General features: G+C 48.3%; 13 protein-coding genes, 1 pseudogene and 1 riboswitch. Of the genes and pseudogenes, 5 read left to right on the top strand and 9 right to left on the bottom strand.

The annotated features are described in order from the left end of the window. Window positions 1-17: 17 nt before the first annotated feature. A riboswitch (TPP riboswitch) is annotated at window positions 18-122 on the bottom strand. A 353-nt stretch (window positions 123-475) separates the two neighbouring features. Beyond that, window positions 476-1,828, top strand: coding sequence for a hemolysin family protein (locus OCV66_RS00815; RefSeq protein ID WP_242977788.1), 1,353 nt, complete (start codon window positions 476-478; stop codon window positions 1,826-1,828). 384 nt (window positions 1,829-2,212) lie between these two features. Here the strand turns inward: OCV66_RS00815 and OCV66_RS00810 are convergent, their stop codons facing one another. The 7 genes from OCV66_RS00810 to OCV66_RS00780 all read right to left on the bottom strand — a co-directional run bounded on the left by OCV66_RS00810 (window position 2,213) and on the right by OCV66_RS00780 (window position 10,123). Beyond that, the gene (locus OCV66_RS00810; RefSeq protein ID WP_159068014.1) at window positions 2,213-3,661 is read right to left on the bottom strand and encodes an aminoacyl-histidine dipeptidase; all 1,449 of its coding nucleotides are present in this window, start codon (window positions 3,659-3,661) and stop codon (window positions 2,213-2,215) included. A gap of 373 nt (window positions 3,662-4,034) precedes the next feature. Beyond that, window positions 4,035-4,211 (bottom strand): transposase, encoded by a 177-nt coding sequence (locus OCV66_RS00805; RefSeq protein ID WP_407925827.1) that lies wholly within the window; start codon window positions 4,209-4,211, stop codon window positions 4,035-4,037. A 216-nt stretch (window positions 4,212-4,427) separates the two neighbouring features. Next, window positions 4,428-5,720 (bottom strand): purine-cytosine permease family protein, encoded by a 1,293-nt coding sequence (locus tag OCV66_RS00800; protein WP_054325879.1) that lies wholly within the window; start codon window positions 5,718-5,720, stop codon window positions 4,428-4,430. A 109-nt stretch (window positions 5,721-5,829) separates the two neighbouring features. After that, window positions 5,830-6,930: a DUF917 domain-containing protein gene (locus tag OCV66_RS00795; RefSeq protein WP_054325878.1), complete on the bottom strand. Its 1,101-nt coding sequence runs from the start codon at window positions 6,928-6,930 to the stop codon at window positions 5,830-5,832. 159 nt (window positions 6,931-7,089) lie between these two features. Then, entirely contained in the window at window positions 7,090-8,679 is a 1,590-nt protein-coding gene (locus tag OCV66_RS00790) for a PucR family transcriptional regulator (RefSeq protein WP_147573663.1), read from the bottom strand. A gap of 603 nt (window positions 8,680-9,282) precedes the next feature. Beyond that, window positions 9,283-9,477: a hypothetical protein gene (locus OCV66_RS00785; protein WP_147573662.1), complete on the bottom strand. Its 195-nt coding sequence runs from the start codon at window positions 9,475-9,477 to the stop codon at window positions 9,283-9,285. A 103-nt stretch (window positions 9,478-9,580) separates the two neighbouring features. Beyond that, a complete protein-coding gene (locus OCV66_RS00780; RefSeq protein ID WP_054325875.1) occupies window positions 9,581-10,123 on the bottom strand; it encodes a hypothetical protein in 543 nt (180 codons plus the stop codon). Window positions 10,124-10,365: 242 nt separating this feature from the next. Between OCV66_RS00780 and OCV66_RS00775 the strand changes: the two genes are divergently transcribed. The 3 genes and pseudogenes from OCV66_RS00775 (at window position 10,366) to OCV66_RS00765 (ending at window position 11,874) form a co-directional block, all read left to right on the top strand. Then, window positions 10,366-10,680, top strand: a complete 315-nt coding sequence (locus OCV66_RS00775) for a hypothetical protein (RefSeq protein WP_054325874.1) — start codon at window positions 10,366-10,368, stop codon at window positions 10,678-10,680. Window positions 10,681-10,715: 35 nt separating this feature from the next. Then, window positions 10,716-10,907 (top strand): annotated as a pseudogene (locus OCV66_RS00770) (hypothetical protein); the annotation flags it as partial. Window positions 10,908-11,394: 487 nt separating this feature from the next. Then, window positions 11,395-11,874: an IS110 family transposase gene (locus OCV66_RS00765; RefSeq protein ID WP_243182337.1), complete on the top strand. Its 480-nt coding sequence runs from the start codon at window positions 11,395-11,397 to the stop codon at window positions 11,872-11,874. 62 nt (window positions 11,875-11,936) lie between these two features. On the opposite strand, the gene OCV66_RS00760 is transcribed toward OCV66_RS00765, so the two are convergent. After that, window positions 11,937-12,074 carry a hypothetical protein gene (locus OCV66_RS00760; RefSeq protein ID WP_162531768.1) on the bottom strand — a complete coding sequence of 46 codons (138 nt, stop codon included), beginning with the start codon at window positions 12,072-12,074 and terminating at the stop codon, window positions 11,937-11,939. Between the two features lie 52 nt (window positions 12,075-12,126). After that, the gene (locus OCV66_RS00755) at window positions 12,127-15,408 is read right to left on the bottom strand and encodes a M28 family peptidase (protein WP_262563556.1); all 3,282 of its coding nucleotides are present in this window, start codon (window positions 15,406-15,408) and stop codon (window positions 12,127-12,129) included. A gap of 307 nt (window positions 15,409-15,715) precedes the next feature. Between OCV66_RS00755 and OCV66_RS00750 the strand changes: the two genes are divergently transcribed. Next, window positions 15,716-16,297, top strand: coding sequence for a TetR/AcrR family transcriptional regulator (locus OCV66_RS00750; RefSeq protein ID WP_107630430.1), 582 nt, complete (start codon window positions 15,716-15,718; stop codon window positions 16,295-16,297). The last annotated feature ends 649 nt before the right edge of the window (window positions 16,298-16,946 follow it).

Below are 16,946 nucleotides of genomic sequence, written 5' to 3'. Positions count from 1 at the left end.
TTCACAGCATGTGACAACAGGCGTTTTCCTCTGCATCCCTACGTTGGCATTATCCAAATCAGGTAAGGTCGAGGGGGACCCCCTCCTCTCAGCCTCCAACGGAAGCTCCCTTGCAGTGCTATCGTATCATTCCACATTTTATTTGTCAAGAGATATACGGAAAATGTGTCCCTTTCCTCCCCTGCTTCCCTCATATAAAGAATCCGTGAAGAATTATTTATTCCATAGCAACCGGATTGACAGCGTCAGGAGCTTTATGTATAATGAACCCAACCTATTTTACAAAGGAGTATCCCTGCCATTATGGATAACGCGGACAGTAGCGACGCAGATGAAAACGTAATTTTTCAGGAAATCATATCAGCAGGCATAGCATTACGCCCTTTTTGCAGGGTGGATTTGCTGTGCCTGCTTTTGTAGCTGTCCGTTTCTGCGACCGGACAGTATTTCAGAAGAATCATCGAGGAGGATTACCTTGGAAAAGTCTATTGGATTGATGCTGTTACTTCAATTGGTTTTGATTGCGTTTAATGCGGTTTTTGCCTGCGCGGAAATTGCGGTCATTTCGATGAACGATAATAAACTCGCCAAACTGGCCGAGGCCGGCGATAAACGGGCAATTCGTCTCGCCCGCCTCACCAATCAGCCGGCGCGCTTTTTGGCAACAATACAGGTTGCCATCACGCTTTCCGGCTTTTTGGGCAGCGCGTTCGCTGCGGAAAACTTTTCGGATGTTTTGGTCGGCTGGGTGGTTTCCTTAGGCGTCCAGATACCGGCCGCCACGCTCGATACCATCGCCGTCATTGTGATTACGGTCATTCTTTCCTACGTCACCCTGATTTTCGGCGAGCTTGTCCCCAAACGTGTCGCCATGCGGAAAGCGGAAACGCTTGCCCTCGGCATGGCCTCCATGATGAGTGCGATCGCAAAGCTCTTTGCCCCCATCGTTTGGCTGCTGACCATTTCCACCAACGCAATCCTTCGGCTGCTGGGGATCGATCCGGAGGCAGACGATGAGGAGGTCAGCGAAGAGTCCATCCGCATTATGGTGGATGTCGGCAGTGAAAAAGGCGCAATCGACCACGAGGAAAAGGAATTTATCCAAAATGTATTCGAGTTTGATGACTTGACAGCAGGCGACATCGCAACTCACAGAACCGATGTGGTTTTTCTATGGCTGGAAGAAAGCATGGAAGAATGGAAGGCAACGATTTATGGCAGCCGCCATACCCGCTATCCGGTCTGCGGCGAGACGGCCGACGACGTGATCGGAATTTTGGATGCAAGGGATTATTTCCGGTTAGAGGATGAAAGTCGGGATTCTGTCCTAAAAAACGCGGTAAAGCCGGCATATTTTGTCCCTGATAGTGTAAAAGCGGACGTTTTATTCCGAAACATGCGTCAGAACCATCACAACTTCGCTGTTGTGTTGGACGAATACAGCGGCCTGGATGGTATCCTTACGCTTAATGATCTGATCGAACAGTTGGTTGGCGATCTAGGCGACGAGGAAACTGAAGCCCAGGTATCTCCTCCCATCGTCCAGCTTGATACATCCACCTGGCAGGTACAGGGCAGTGCTTCCCTCGAGGACTTGTCAGAAGCGTTGGGGATTCCCCTTGCGTATGAGGATCACGATACCTTCAACGGCTTGGTTTTTGGAACCCTTGGCACAGTTCCACAGGATGGCTCTCAATTTGATCTTGAAATCGGCTGTATGGTAGTCAAAGTAATCAGCATTCGGGAACACCAGGTGGAAAACGCTATTATTCATTTGAAAAGCACCGCCCCTGTTACTTGCGACGATGCCTCTGGTCAGACAGCCTGATCTACATAACGGATCGTGAAGCAAAAAACTGCAGCCTATCTCAATAGGCTGCAGTTTTATTATCAGCTTTTTGTTTGGATCTTTCCTGCCTGCAAAGTGGCTTTCCATTTTAACGACAGCGCACCAGGCACGCCGTCCTTCCCGACTATCGACGGCTCGGCTGGAGGTTGCTGTCCCTATACCAGCTTAAAAAAACTTTAAACCACTACATACCGGCTCACAATAAGAACTGTGTTAGGAGTAACCGTCGATTTTCTCCGTTTCACTTCCGCCTTTAAATTTCCTGGTTATAATGAATCCATTGAAAGCAAAACAAGCCCGACGAAATCACAAGATTTCGTCGGGCTTGTCGTATCATGTATCAGATCAGGAAAAAGTAGTGGACTACTTGCTATCCTTAAGCACTTTTTTTAAAAGCATGTAGGTACGTTGTACAGAAGATATGCTAAGACGTTCCCTAGATGTGTGGACATCTTCCATATCTGGGCCGATAGATACACAGTCCAAGTCCTCAATACTGTCTGCAAACAGGCCACATTCTATTCCAGCATGAACTGCATCGATTTTCGCATCCACACCAAACAAGGATCGATAAGCGTTTACAATGGTGTCTTTGACTACCGAACTTGGATTATAGGCCCACCCTGGATAATTTCCAGAGATATCAGTATCTCCACCAGCTAAAGTAACAGCTGCTTTCACGCGATCTAACACCCATTTTTTTTGTGTCGTCATAGAGCTACGTACGGAATGGGAAAGAAATAGCTCCTGCTCATGCAACTCCAACACTCCAAAATTGACAGAGGTCTGCACCAGACCAAGCATATCCATACTCATAGCCTGCACCCCATCTGGTAAAGCCAGCAACAACTGCACAACTCTTTTTGTGCATGGCACAGTGAGAATGAGAGCCTCCTTTTCAGGCCGAACCTCTGTAGCAACAGTTAAATCCGGCTCTGTCGACGCATATTCTTTCTTGAGTGATTCGCCTATGGAGGCCGCTATATGTAACACCATATCTATTTCGTTGGCCGGTACAAATAGGATTGCTTTACTTTTAGGCGCAATAGCAGTCTCTCTGGTTCCACCATTAAGCTCAGCTAACTGACAGGATGTTTTTTCTGCTATCGCGTTCAATACTCTTGCCATTAAGACATTAGCGTTAGCACGACCCTTGTCAATCTCCACACCAGAATGTCCACTTTTCAGCCCACTTATTTCCAATGTGATTTGAGGTAAGCTTTTGCTTTCTCGTTGGATAGGAACTATAGAATGGACATTAGCCCCGCCGGCGCAACTACACATCAACACCCCCTCGCGTTCGGAATCTAAATTGATGAGTTTATGTCCCGATAAATTGCGGCAGTCAAATGCAAATGCGCCAAGCATCCCAACCTCCTCATCTGAGGTAAACAGAACCTCCAAAGGCGGATGCTCCAACGAATTGTCTTCCAGTAATGCTAAACACATAGCAATCGCGATGCCATTGTCTCCACCCAATGTAGTTCCATTTGCGCGAATCCAGTCCCCGTCTACGAACGGGACAATACTATCTTTCTCAAAATCGAACTCCACGCCAGTATCTTTCTCACAAACCATGTCCGTGTGTCCTTGAAGGATTAGTACATCTGAATTTTCATATCCTATGCTACCAGACTTGCGGATTACCAGATTGTTCGATGAATCTCGAGTCCAAGATAGACCCTGTTCCTCTGCAAATTGGACACAATAGTCTACTAAAGCAGATACATTGCCAGAGCCATGGGGGATTCTACAGATCGATTCAAAAAATTGGAACACTCGTTGCGGCTGTAAACCCGTTAAACCGTTCATAATATCCTCTCCTTGTATAATGTATTTACGGTTTTGGATTGTGGTGGGAACCGCATAAAACCCACTTGTTGTTTCATCAGGCAGATGAGATAATAGGGCCAACAGACAGAGGGTACAGATCAGCTCATTGAAGAAGTGCTTCGGACGAAAGAATTGCGCCTCTGTCTTTGCGGGTAGACACGAATGAGCTGGATAGCGAGTATGCGGGGTATATCTGACGAGGCTGTGCCCTGCAAAGAAGCGTAAGGGAACTCTGTCTGAAATTTTGTAACAGGGGATTTCGCCATGTTCTACTGCGGGATCGACATCGCGAAATACAAGCACGAAGCAACCGTTTATAGATGAAAGTGGGAAAGCCCTACTGGACAGCATCTCATTCGCCAACAGCAAAGAGGGCACGTTTGGAAATTTTCTGCCGAGTTCCGATAAACTCTCCGTACTGTGTAACCCGTACATCCAACCCGGCAAAGGCAGCCAGCTTGTTGGGGGTGTCAAAGCGGTGGATGTCTCCAATTTCGCTCAAAATAATGACCCCAAGGATGTCCAAGATGCCAGAAATCTGGCTATCCCCTGACCGGTATCCCTACCGCCTCTGAATTTATTGAGATCATCGCTTCTTACATACTGCGTCCCTTTCAGCCGCAGACTGCTCCCCGGCACCTTATCATGCCCTGATCACTTCTCATCTTTCTTCCACCTTTTTCGTACTAACCTCTTGACCTTTTATAGCCGGTCTTGCCCATAAAATATAGAAATAGACTCAATGTCACTCTACGCCGGTACGGTTTCCACGATAGAATATTGGATACAGAATGAGATACAATATACAAGCAATGACAATGGCGTTGAGAGTAGGAATCAGGAGTTCTGGTAGCAATAATGCTATGGCAGAGCCAACAATCCAAGCAATAACACCAGCCCAATTGAAACCTGGCTTCTCTGCCCACGCGGCAGGATTACCTTTCTTTATGACAAAGTAGTCCACAGCGACGACACCTACGATGGGAGGTATGAATACAGCCAGGATATTCAAGAAACTGTTGAAATAATTAGTAATCCCAATCACTGCCAGCAGTGTGCCTATGATGCCGGCTCCTAATGTAAACCATGCGCGTTTGTTATCATGGGCGCCTGTCAAACTTAACAATGCAAACCCAGCGGAATAGGCATTACATACATTGGTTGTCCATGTCGCGAGAACCAGCACCAGCATCCCCAAGATGGGACTGCCGACACTGGAAAGCATAGTAACAATGCTTCCAGTGTCCATTCCAACAGCCCCTGAATGGATTGCCAGTATAGATCCGACCAGCATCGTACCAACGCCTACCGGAATGACACCAACTATACTGGAAATAACAACATCTTTTCGGCTTTTACAGTAGCGAGTTACATCACCGGATAAAACAGCGCCAGAAGCAAAACCGCCAATAGAAGTTCCTACAGCAGCAATCATCGACATTTGCGTAGTAGGGGTATGGTTGGTGATTTTAACAATGGATTCAGGGTCGCCAAATACTACAATCATGGCATATACTAAAATGAGAATAAGTGCGGGAACTGCGATGACATTCAGCTTTTCAATCCAGGAATATCCATAAACTGCAGTAATGCACATAATCATTCCCCAAATGATAGTGGAAAGCATGCTGGGGATAGGCACACCAATCCCCTGAAGAATGGATGCAAAGGCTTCACCGCAAACAACTGCTTGAAATCCAAACCAACAAGTGTAACAAAATGCTATGATCAGAGAAACCAATTTGCTTGCACCCGCTTTTCCAAAAGAACTGGAGATTGCAACGACAGCCGGCAACCCACGATCAGCAGAGAGGATACTCATAAGGATCATCATGATAACAGAGACGCTATATCCAATTATCATCGCTAAGGCAGCCAAGCCAAAAGGAAGGCCCATAGTGATGCCAGCGCCAACCATCAGCGCAGGAACACAGCAACAGGAACCAGCCCAAATAAATGCAACTCCAGGCCAGCTTTTCCGTTCTTCTATCGGGATAGCGTTTAGGCCGGCAGATTCCACTTGTGAATTTTTCGCCATATGTTCTCCTCCATTACTTTTTTATTTCCATAATCGTCAGGAGTGTCCAAATATTTGACAAACGGCGTGGGGGACTCCCCCACGCCAAGAGGTGCAAATATATAATCAATCAGTTCAAGGGGATAGCTTTGTCTGCCACAGAATAACCGATTAACTTCAAGATATGAGCCCAGCAACTATATCCAGACTCGTGATCCCACCAGCGCTGAGGAGCCCTGACACCCAGAAGCATTACATTTTGTCCTTCTTTTGTGTCAGCGTTGGTCAGAGGCTTCATTGTGTCAGTATCGAGAAGGATAATGAGTTCCGGGACTACCAGCAGAGCACTATCTTGCGCGTCTCGGATAATAAGATTTTCGTTCTTAAAGTCTATTTTATACAATTTACCATCGTCACCGGTAATTATTGTCTTACCGAAGTCAAATCCATTTTCCACGGAGACATCAATTTTACTGATTTTTCCGGCAGTAAACACCTTATGTTTTACACCAATTTCTTCAAGCTTTTGGGAAAGGTTATCCTTAGTGGTTGCATTATTCCGAAGGATAGCACCCACCTGCTGATCCCGACTAATTTGCCCAATGGCGGATGCCTTTTCATGATCGGCCTTGCTCATCATCCAAGTAGAGAAGCCTACACTCATACCATACGCCATACAGATAGAGCGGGCAATTGTCTCGCAGGCTACACTGTCCAGCGGATTTTTAGGATGGCCTACCACAAGATCACCATTGGAATTTGCCAAAACTAAAGGATCTATCGGGATATTATTGATTGGAGCTAAGCCGGTATTTAACTCGGGTACTGCTCTGCCATTGCCGTCCAGATCTAGCAACGGAAGTCCTGCGTGAAGGGCAGCATAAATGGGAACCATTGTATTAAACCCGCCCTGTTCCCCGGAATAAACGTAGGCAACTTTCTTTCCGGCATCCTCTGCTACTTTCATCATACCTTTAACCACACTGATAGCTTCAGGTCCAAAGCCTTTCTCTTTCATAGCTAACGGAGAACCCAAGCCGGCGGCCATAACCGAATACTCATCGTCCTCCATTTCGCTGAGAGGATAGACTTTTAACTCTACATCCTTAGGGAAGGTGTTCAAAAGGTCCATGCCATTGGAGATCGATCCACCGCCACCTGCACCAAAAAAAGTAGCACCATAAATGACATCCACCAGTTTGTCGTAATCATAGACATCGAACTTCTTCATATCATGCCGCCTCCTAAATTACATGTTTTGTGTGGTATAAGTGTAAAAATTGTTCTATAAAAATTATAGCTCTACACTGTTGATCTGTAATTGTCTTTTGGGACAAAAAAACAGCGGGCCTGCTTATTCGTTTTGAACAAGCAGGCCCGTCAACAAACATTATTCTCTAAGTAGGCGATTCAGGGATACGGCCATATAAAGCGGATATGCGTCAGGCATCTGGCTGGGAACATATCCGAGCAGGTCTTGAGCAATGTGAAGCCGATATTTGATTGTGTTTAAATGGACGAAAAGGAGCTTCGCTGTCTGTGCCATGTTAGATGGAGTATCCAGCAGATATGTCTCAAGCGTAGAAATCAGAACGGGATTGGCTGTTTGGAGTTGATTCAATATATCCAGATACTGTTGCAGTCTTTCACGGTCGCCCAACAACGCGCAACACTGCCTTGCAAACAAAATATCTGAGGAACGCATGACCAATTTCTCTGGATAAATCTTTCGCGCTGCATCAAGACATGCAACGCTATCCAAGTAGGCATTGCGCACGCTTTTCGTAGTCTGTAAGCAATCATAGCAAACAATATCGTAATTGGCGCAGGATTGAGCAAGTAGAGGGCAGATATTATCAAGCAACTCCTGCCTCTGGTCGTACCGGTCAGGGGCGCAAGTGAATACTACCAGGTTTTCTTCGTAATAACTGATTAACAACAAGCTATAATGAGATGAAAAATACTCGGTAATCTCCCGTACTATGCTTTCACTATACTGCTGGCTGTTGTCTTTAGGATGGAAAAGCCACATTTGATTTAGCTTGCTGACATCGATATTAAAAAGTTGTGATAAACGGGTCATTTGACCAACATCATCGTTAATAATAGCCCGAACGATTTCTGTGGTGACCATTTTCTGCGGATTCTTGCTCCAGATATTGATAAATAGTCGAATTAGTTCACTGGTTTGCCAAAGAACATCCTCCGATAAAGAGTCCTTATATTTTAGCAAATACACGCAACGTTCGCCGGGATCGCTAAAGAGAACAGGGCAACGCCGGAGATGGCCGATGCTATCCCCAAGGGAAATTTGCAACGAGTTGAGCCCTTCCATTTTCCTAAGCCACTTGCTTAAATTGTCTTGTATGGTATCAAGTAGGGCGCGCGGCCAGCAAACGCACAAATGGTCTTGCGAAAAGGGATCGGTCAAGATTACAGAAGCATGAAGATGATCGCTTAACATACGCATAAGCGCCTTTATGTTTCGCTGATGGGGAGGCAAATCGGATATACGCTGCAGTAGGTCACTAACGAAGTAGCTTTCCCTCTGACGAGATCGGAATACTTCGAACATAATCTCACCGATAATCTCGCTGTATCGTATATTTAGCCGTCCTTTTGGCATGCAAATCAAAGGAAATTCCAACTCATTACACAGGTCGATCAGTCGTTGATCAACTTCCGGCAGGAGAAATCCCACATAAAACAAGATGAAACCCACAGCACCAATGCTATGATACCGCCTAATATTTTCACACTGCGTTTCTATATCATTCCGGATGTTAGCAAAGGCGGTGATAATCAGTTCACTGCCCTCGTAATGGTTGGAACCGAAAAACTGTTCCAATTCATCGCTTATCTCGGCATATTCTAAAACATTTATAGATTCTACCGGCTGCAATAGTGAATTGTGTCCAGATAAGACTTCTGCACCAGCCATCGATGGCAACCGAAGTACATCAGCAAGGGTAATACTCATGAAAGCCGCCTCATATTAGAGTAGTATTGTGAAAAATTATAGCAAGCATAGTCGATTTTGTAAGAGGGAGTGTACTCATAGAGCGTTTAACTATTTACCTGCTAAATATTTATAAAACATTGATTTTGAGCGTTCAATAGAACTTTTTCAGAATACACTTCATATTTCCTCGCTTTGATTTTCACAACTTCCTATATCGTTTGTTCTTTTTAATGATGCAAAACGATGCCTATTCATGTTCCTCGGCCAGAATTATCCGTGTTTTGTCCTTGTTCCTGATTGTAAGCATTCAACGAATAATCAAAGCGGCCGGTCTGGCGATCAGCTTCCCGCCTATCGCATCGTCTACTATGCAGACGCCTGTCCGCAAAATTTTTCTGTATCTCCTGCTCCTTGTTGCACAGGGGGATACAATCTCGCTTCCTGACAGGTACTTTGTTCATCGCTGGCAGCTTCTACAAGTATACAGACTTCTGCTTTCCGTCTATAGCTACATATTTATAAAAATATCTTGCTTTACTCTGATTCTCCTCAGTCCGCTGTTCCAACATGGTATCGTTCTTTTCCGTCTGTTAGGGAAAGAGCCTTGATGCGATATATTGATTATATCATAATTACAATAAAATCACAGCCTTTCATTTTACTTTTTATGATATAAATTAATATGTATCCAGGCTCTTTTTCGTTAGATAACGTCCAGACTGTATCACCTTTTCTAATTGTTTGCGCTTGATCTGGATGCAGTTCCGTTCCAGATGTACCACGGCGCATCTGGCGCCTCTTTGCCAGCCACTGCAACTTGTTTTCCCCGATCAACGATCAATATGCTATTAGAATTTGATCGGATACATATGATCGATAAAATGATAGACAACCCCTTATCTAATCGGCCACCGTTTTTCTATTTTATTTCACCAACAGCAGGATTGATATCAAGCGTCAAAATATTTCCCATTAAACGCAGGGTGTAGAATCGGTCGCTCGCAGGCCATTTCCATGATTTTGCACCGGACTCTTCTGCGATGCCCTGATCCTGCATTTCCGTGCCTGTGAACGCTGTGACACGATCCTGCCAAATCTGCACAAGTTCATCCGCAACTTCCTGTCCGCCGTCGGTGATCCAGATGGAAACCGCGTCCACGGTCTTCTCACCACCGCACACGGCATGGATCGTTACCGACTCTCCATACAGCTCGGTCTGATACATCCGGCCGATATATGTCGATTTATCACTCGTCCAGTTCTCCTCTCCACCGCCGAAAACATCCGCAATATCTCTATCTGCCTTACCGATCAGCTCATCGGCATCCGCGATAGTGTATTGTATAGCCTCTGCCTGTTCGGTATCCGACTTTTTGCTGGTCCCAGCCCCCGCAATGCTACAGCCCATCAGCAGCAATGCGCAAACCAGACTGATCCCACCGGCAAACGTCTTTTTCTTCATAGGTCCTTCCTCCTCGTATAATAACAAAAAATAACAATAACAATCGAATAAAACAGAAATAGAACATTTCAAGGGAGGAAGTGTGCTACCTGGAAGCACGCTTCTGTCCAGAATAAGATTTCCATAGAATCTGTCGAAAATAGAGGTCTTATCTCATGAAACTGTACAAAATGTTAGCAAAAGAATTTCTTGCGGAATACACAGATACGCTTCAGAAGCTCTAAAACCTGACGCATGAGGAAATGGCGGAGCGGCTGCGCATTACCAGCCGGGCATACGGAGATTTAGAGCGTGAGCAATACCGCTTTTCTGCAATCGCTCGGCTTTTCCTTCTGCTCATGTTGAACGCTGATGAACTAAACGCCTTCCTGAAGGGATTCCGTAAAAGGAGTCCCCCTAAGAACACCCCCGATATTTCCGAAATTTTCACACTGTTATACCAACTCGGTCTTACGGCAAATTACACTGGCTTCTTTCACACCTCTTATGCAGTGTATCTGGCGACCCAGCAGCCAGACCGGCTGCTCTGGTGGCAAAATGGCTGTATCCAGAAGTAGCGAAACACTACGCGACTACCTAGAAGTGCGTAGAGCGTAATATTCGTACCGCCGTTAATGTCGTATGGGACCCCCACCCAGCACTGCTGGAAACATTAGCCCAGCATCCATTGCCCCAAAAGCCAAAAGCATCGAAGTTCCTTTCTATCTTGGCGCTACATCTTTCCTTTGGAACCAGTAGCGTAGCGAAAAGGCCGGCAGGCATTGAGATGCCCGTGATACAATAGCTGTAGGACAGCAGGGTCAAGTTTTGGTTCCTCCAGTTGAGCCACAAGGCTGCTCAAAGGAAGTCTGTTCCCCTGAGCCGGAAGTTAGCTGCAAACTCATTGGCTGTTCGTCGGAGGAAAGGCCGCTCTTTCAGCCGTGAGGGATATCGCATTGGTCTTCTCTGGAATGATTCTGATACACGAGGTTGCGGATGCTCCGGTTATCATGGGTATCTCAAAGCCTGCACTCCAGTTTTTCCATGCAGAATAACCTGAGTGGTGCTAAACGGTTGTCAGAGAGAATCGTGTCGGCGCTTGGTTCCATGTAGCTCAACGATGTAGTGATTGCCTCCATCTATGGTGACAGCCTTGTTTGCGCACTGCATGAGGATGTGGCAGCTTGAGCCGGTTTCAACGGAAGATCCATGTTCTCAACCCAAAGCAGGCGCATGATTTCAAGGAAGCCTATCCAGACCTGCCGAAAAACGACTGGGGGATGCCTTTGTGATTGCCGACCATCTCCATTTCGGCAGAATCAACAGGGAGGTCTATCTTACCGCTTGCCTGTTACCGTAAACAACTCCGTGAACCAAGCCATTGCCGTATCCACCGCTTCGATGTAGGCCTTGGAAAAGCGGGGCAAGATCTTGGACAAGGCATTGAACACCAGTTTGAGATCATTCGAAACACGCTGACATCCATCCCAGGCATTGGCAAAGTCTACTCAGCCGGTATCGTCGCTGAAATCGGCGATATTCACCGTTTTGATTCTCAAGCCTCTGTCGCCAAATATGCCGGTCTTGTCTGGTACAAGAACCGGTCTGGCAACTTCGAGGCCGAACACTCCAGAATGATCAAATCCGGCAACCGCTATCTCCGCTACTACCTGCTGGAAGCTGCCAACTTTGTGAGAAGATGCGACTCCGCGTTCTGGCGCTACTATGACCTCAAATCAACAAATACCAGCACAAACGCGCACTCGCTTTAACTGCCAGAAAACTGATTCGGTTGATCTTTCGACTGCTGAAGGACAACCGCCTGTATATCCCATTAGAGAGCTGGGCTTATTACTTGCCGCTCTGACGCCAAAGCCCTGTTTCTAAAATCATAGGGGGTAGGGCTTGGTTCGATGTTGCCTTTTTCCTGACTAAATAGCCGTTTCACTTCACTTTTCTTCAAAATTTTCATATATCATCTCCTTGACTTCATACCATTGGACTTTTTACAATGGCGGCTCTATTCAAACAGCAGACCGTGTCAGCCGCTGCACCCAATCCGTGTCCCACTCATACCGCGCAAGCTGTTCTGAGGGCACTCCAAAATAATTAAACCAATAGGCCGCACGACCGCGGTCGCTGGTCGCATCATAATACCGCCATACACCGTCCAGATAGGCGATATTCCACATGTGGTTTTCACCGCCCATCGTGCCGGTGACGGTATAGCACGGGATATCTGCCGCTTCAAATAAGCGCTGTACGGCCTGTGCATACCCGCCGCAGATGGCAAGCCCGTCGTGCAGCGCGCCATAAGCGGTCTGCGAATCGTACGGCATATTGTCTCGGTCCACGTAATACCGCTGGTCATATCGCACGTTTTCGGTCACATAGGTATACAGCGCTTCGGCCTTCTCGGCCCCAGTCATGTCCGCTGTGATGATTTCATCTACCACTTTACTGGTTAGGCGGTCAATCTCGGATAAACGTTCCAGCGCCTCCGTCCGGCCCAGATGATTTTGTGGCGTAAAGGTGATCGCTGTGCCGTCCTCGTTCAGCTGGCACAGGATATAGCTGCCGCCAGCCTGCTGAAGCGCCTTGTTCATATCGTCCACCGTCAGTTCCGGATCGGTGATGCGGATGGATACACTTTCTTTCGTTTTATTGTCCCATGCGATCCGGATAAGATCGTTCAGGCAGGCGGCCTTCACACCCTGAAAACCCGTTGGATAGTCCCCGCTTCGATAGGGCATGTAGGAGAACGTGCAGCGCAGCACGCTGTTGCTGACCGAGACCTGCATATCATAGGCGTATTTATACGCCGGATGCTCGGAAAGCAGGCTGTTATAGAGGTTCTGCACATCCATTTTAAGATCAGAGGTATCTTCCAGCGCAGCGATTACAAAGGCGGCAGGCTGCCGCACCGTCGCAATCGCATCGTTGAGTTCTGCCTTGATCTGTGCAGTATCTGTTACGCAGAGCACCTCCTCTCCGCTGTCTGGGTTTTCCGACTCAGTCGGCTCTTCCGGTTCCACCGGCTTCTGTGGCTGATCCAGGCTCATATTATCCCGGATTGCCTGCCGCAGCGTCACCATATCTGCATCCGCCCAGAACGCAAGCAGCTTCTGCTCGGCCACAGTATCGCCCTCAGGCTTGGCACCCAGCACGAACACCGCAAAGGTGTCCGCAATATCCTCATGGAAGTAATTTGCACCGTAGCGGCTGACATAGTGCGTCGGGTTTTGTTCGTAATCATTTACACCGGCACCGGTGTCGATCTGCTTCCAGAAGCGGTCATAAAACGTCTTGCGGAACGAGCCGGGTACAAAGCCCGCTGGGTCGTGCGTATCGCTGCCGACCAATAGGTCAACCTGTGTCTCATCTTCGAGCAGCACATGGCCGTACTCATGAAGGATGGTATAAGTCAGCTTGCTCCAGTCGCGCGAGTTACCGTTTTCATCATACACATCGTAGTAGTCGATGCTGATGGAAAAGCGGGTGTTATCCGTCCCGCCGTTTTCGTCCTCAACCGGCGAGGTATAGGCCAGAACATTGCTGTAGCCGTCGGTATACAGGTTAAACTCCGCAATTTTGACACGCGCCTCATCCGGCAGGATAGCGCATAGGAAGTCCCACACCTTTGCGTGCTGGGCATTGCCGATCTGCGCGCGGCCGTTCACGACCGGATATTCTGCGATCACGTTGGTGATGCCGAGCGAATAGTTTGACACTGTGACCATACAGCCCTCAGCCGTATCCGACAGAGTGATGTATTTGCTGTACACCTCGTCGGCCCAGCTTTCACTTCCCTGCACCGAAGCGGATGGCGCACCGTACATTGCAGTGATCAGGCTGCGCACCTGATCTGAGGTGTAGCCGGTTTCGGTGGGATGGATCTCAATATTCTGCAAAAAACCGTTGCGGTAGCGGTAGTAGGTGTTCATCGGCTGTTCTCCGTCGAACCACCGCATAGAGTACAGATAGGTGTCGTAAACATCGGTCCAGCCGTCGCCGTTTACCTCTTCCGTATCCACCAGCTCGCCGACAACGCCTATATAAGCCTCTGTGTCCGCGAGCGAGCTGTTGAAATAAATCACGTTCTGGCGGGTCTGGCGGTAGGTATAGCCCTCCGCCTGCGCATGCGCTATATCCCTATAGGACGGCGTATCCGCATCCGCGATTTCCTGCACTGCAGCGGTCACGGTCTGCGCCGCGCCTGCAAGGGTATACAGGTCAATCTGGCTGGCGACATCCGCCGCCGAGTGATAGAGGTAGCCGCGCCCGTTCTGCATCACCAGAACGCTCGGCACGCCCGCCAGTTGGAAAGAGGCGTGGTCGCTCGCGGTCTCCGCGCCCATCATAAAGGAGGCGTTTTTCTGCCCGATCAGGTCGCTCAGCCAGTTGGTTTCGCCGTCCATCGTACAGACCTTGCTGCCGCTCGAACCGAGTCCGCCCAGCATATCCAGTTGGATGTCGCCGATCATGCGGCTGCGCTCTGCTTCGGAGAGCTTCGAGGTGTAGTACCGCGAGCCGTTTTTTCCGTTTTCCTCATCCGTAAAGCTGATGAAGCGGATCTCGGTATCGGTCGCCGTGTCCTTCATCGCCTCCGCAACCGCGAGCAGCGCGGTCACGCCCGAAGCATTGTCATTCGCACCGTAGGCCGTCGGCACACTATCATGGTGGGCAGACACCAAAAGGATATCTGCATTTGCCGCTGCCGCCGGCTTGACCGCAATCACGTTAGCGCCGGTCTGCCCTGCATCATTCGTATAGTCTTGCGTGCTGACCAGATAGCCCATCTCTGTGAAACGGCTTTGCAGATACTGCACCGCCGCCTGCTCACCCACCGAGCCGATCGGGTGATGCTGCATGCTTAGGGTCTCAAGATCCTTCTGGAGCTGCGCGGTATCCGGCAGCTGTGCATCCCGCTGGAGGATCAGCACGGCCTCCGCCAAGATGATGGTATCCTCCGGTGCAAGGAGGTGGTTGGATCTGCCGTTAAGCAACCCGATCTTGCTACACCAGAGCACCGCGTCCCATGCCCAGTCTGCAACCGATGCCGCATCCGTGTAGGCGGAAAGCTCACTGCCGCTGACCGCTGGCCCACCTGCGCTGCGGTACAGCATAGCGGCAAATTCCTGCCGTGTCAATGGTCTTTCAGGCTGGTACTTTCCGTCACCAAGGCCTTCGACAAAGCCCTGCTCAGCGGCCCATGCAGTTGCATCGGCATAGGTTTCCGGCACGTCGGTAAATGGCGTGTCTGCCGGTGCATTCGGCCGCCCTGCCACCTCATATAGCAGTTGCACCGCCTGTCCGCGTGTAACAGCGGCCTCCGGTGCATCCAGAATATCTTCGCTTAACGCAAGCGATTGTGCCCAATCCCTTGCGTCCTGCGCCCATCCTGGCCATGCAGTGGCACCAGATGTACCTGCCAATATAGTGGAACACAATACAGCCGACACGATCGCCCTTTTCATATGTATCACCCCTGTCTGAGATCATAAAATAAACCGTTTGGTTTGTTTTATATTACAACAAACAGACCAAACAGTCAATTCCTGTATTGCTGTATCATAGAAATTTTGCTATACTGTAACCAAGAGGTGATGGATTATGAAGCAGGCAGAACGAAGCCGGCGCAGCCGCAGCATGATCCGCATGCACGCGTTTACCGAATTTGCCGAGCACGGATATGCCGGCAGCGGTATCAACCAGATTTGCACCAGAGGAAACATTTCCAAGGGACTGCTATATCATTATTATGAAAACAAGGATGCACTGTATCTTGACTGCATATCTCTTTTGTTTCAGGAAATGACGAATTTCCTGCGTGGGCAGCTTGATCTCTCCACACTGACGATCGACCAATACTTTGCCATGCGCATAGATTTTTTTCAGAAGCATCCGATGCATCGTCAGTTGTTTTACGATGTGCTGATATATCCGCAAAGCCATTTGGCCGAACAGATTGCAAAATGCCGACAGGAGTTTGACCAGTTTAACGATCATGCATTGCGCACCATCCTGCAAAAAGAAAATCTGGCCGATCGTCTGACGCTTGATCAAGCTATTGCGCAGTTTCGAGCGTTTGTAAATTTTCTGGGGGTCTATATCCGTGAGGATTCGGTACCCGATGCTGAGCAGAAAGCACATGAATTGCTGCACACAATGTTGTATGGATTGATCATGCGCTAGTATACTAGTTATATACAATGGAAAAGTCTTATCTGAAATGATCTTATGATGTAGTCAAAGATTTCAGATAAGGCTTTCCTCTATCTACGCCATTCACTTTTACAGTCGATTTATCTGTGAGCGGCAGCGGGCTTCGGGACACTTTGTCTCAAAGCAGGGGAGCTTGTCGGAACGGTGACAGAGAAAAAGAGGATGCAGGCCGAAAGAACAGCGGGAACGGGGGATGCTATGGGCTGCGGGAGAAACCAGCAAAATACGGGGGTATTCCAAAAACTTTTCCATAACCCGACATAACGAAAGCCCGCAAAGACCTGAACGGCCTTTGCGGGCTCTTTTGTGGGAGCTATACAGTTTTCAGATACTAACCCAAGGCCATAGCCATAGGCATCCCTCGTTCCGGTATTTTATGGTGGAAATTAAGTTTCTGCCGCATAGTGAATAAGCAACAGCTCCTTTTCTCTTTTTATGAGCTTCTCCGAACCCTCCGCCGAAGCGAAAGGCTCGGAGAAGCCGAGGCCGAAGCCCCCAACTTCGTATGGTTTACCCTTGTCTCCCGTCCTATCTGTCAGTTTGATACTTCGTCCAATCTGGGTCAGCGGTCAGCTTGGTCCAATGCTCATGCACATCTCCCTCGCGGTTGAAATCATGG

It is taken from the genome of Agathobaculum ammoniilyticum, from assembly GCF_025567315.1.
GTDB lineage: Bacteria > Bacillota > Clostridia > Oscillospirales > Butyricicoccaceae > Agathobaculum > Agathobaculum ammoniilyticum.
This window is presented reverse-complemented; position numbering and strand designations above follow the sequence as displayed.

Bases quoted from the DNA above. Each gene is read 5' to 3' on its own strand.
- OCV66_RS00810 (WP_159068014.1), bottom strand. From the start codon at position 3,661: ATGAACGGTTTAACGGGTTTACAGCCGCAACGAGTGTTCCAATTTTTT.
- OCV66_RS00800 (WP_054325879.1), bottom strand. From the start codon at position 5,720: ATGGCGAAAAATTCACAAGTGGAATCTGCCGGCCTAAACGCTATCCCG.
- OCV66_RS00795 (WP_054325878.1), bottom strand. From the start codon at position 6,930: ATGAAGAAGTTCGATGTCTATGATTACGACAAACTGGTGGATGTCATT.
- OCV66_RS00790 (WP_147573663.1), bottom strand. From the start codon at position 8,679: ATGAGTATTACCCTTGCTGATGTACTTCGGTTGCCATCGATGGCTGGT.
- OCV66_RS00780 (WP_054325875.1), bottom strand. From the start codon at position 10,123: ATGAAGAAAAAGACGTTTGCCGGTGGGATCAGTCTGGTTTGCGCATTG.
- OCV66_RS00775 (WP_054325874.1), top strand. From the start codon at position 10,366: ATGGCGGAGCGGCTGCGCATTACCAGCCGGGCATACGGAGATTTAGAG.
- OCV66_RS00760 (WP_162531768.1), bottom strand. From the start codon at position 12,074: ATGAAAATTTTGAAGAAAAGTGAAGTGAAACGGCTATTTAGTCAGGAA.
- OCV66_RS00750 (WP_107630430.1), top strand. From the start codon at position 15,716: ATGAAGCAGGCAGAACGAAGCCGGCGCAGCCGCAGCATGATCCGCATG.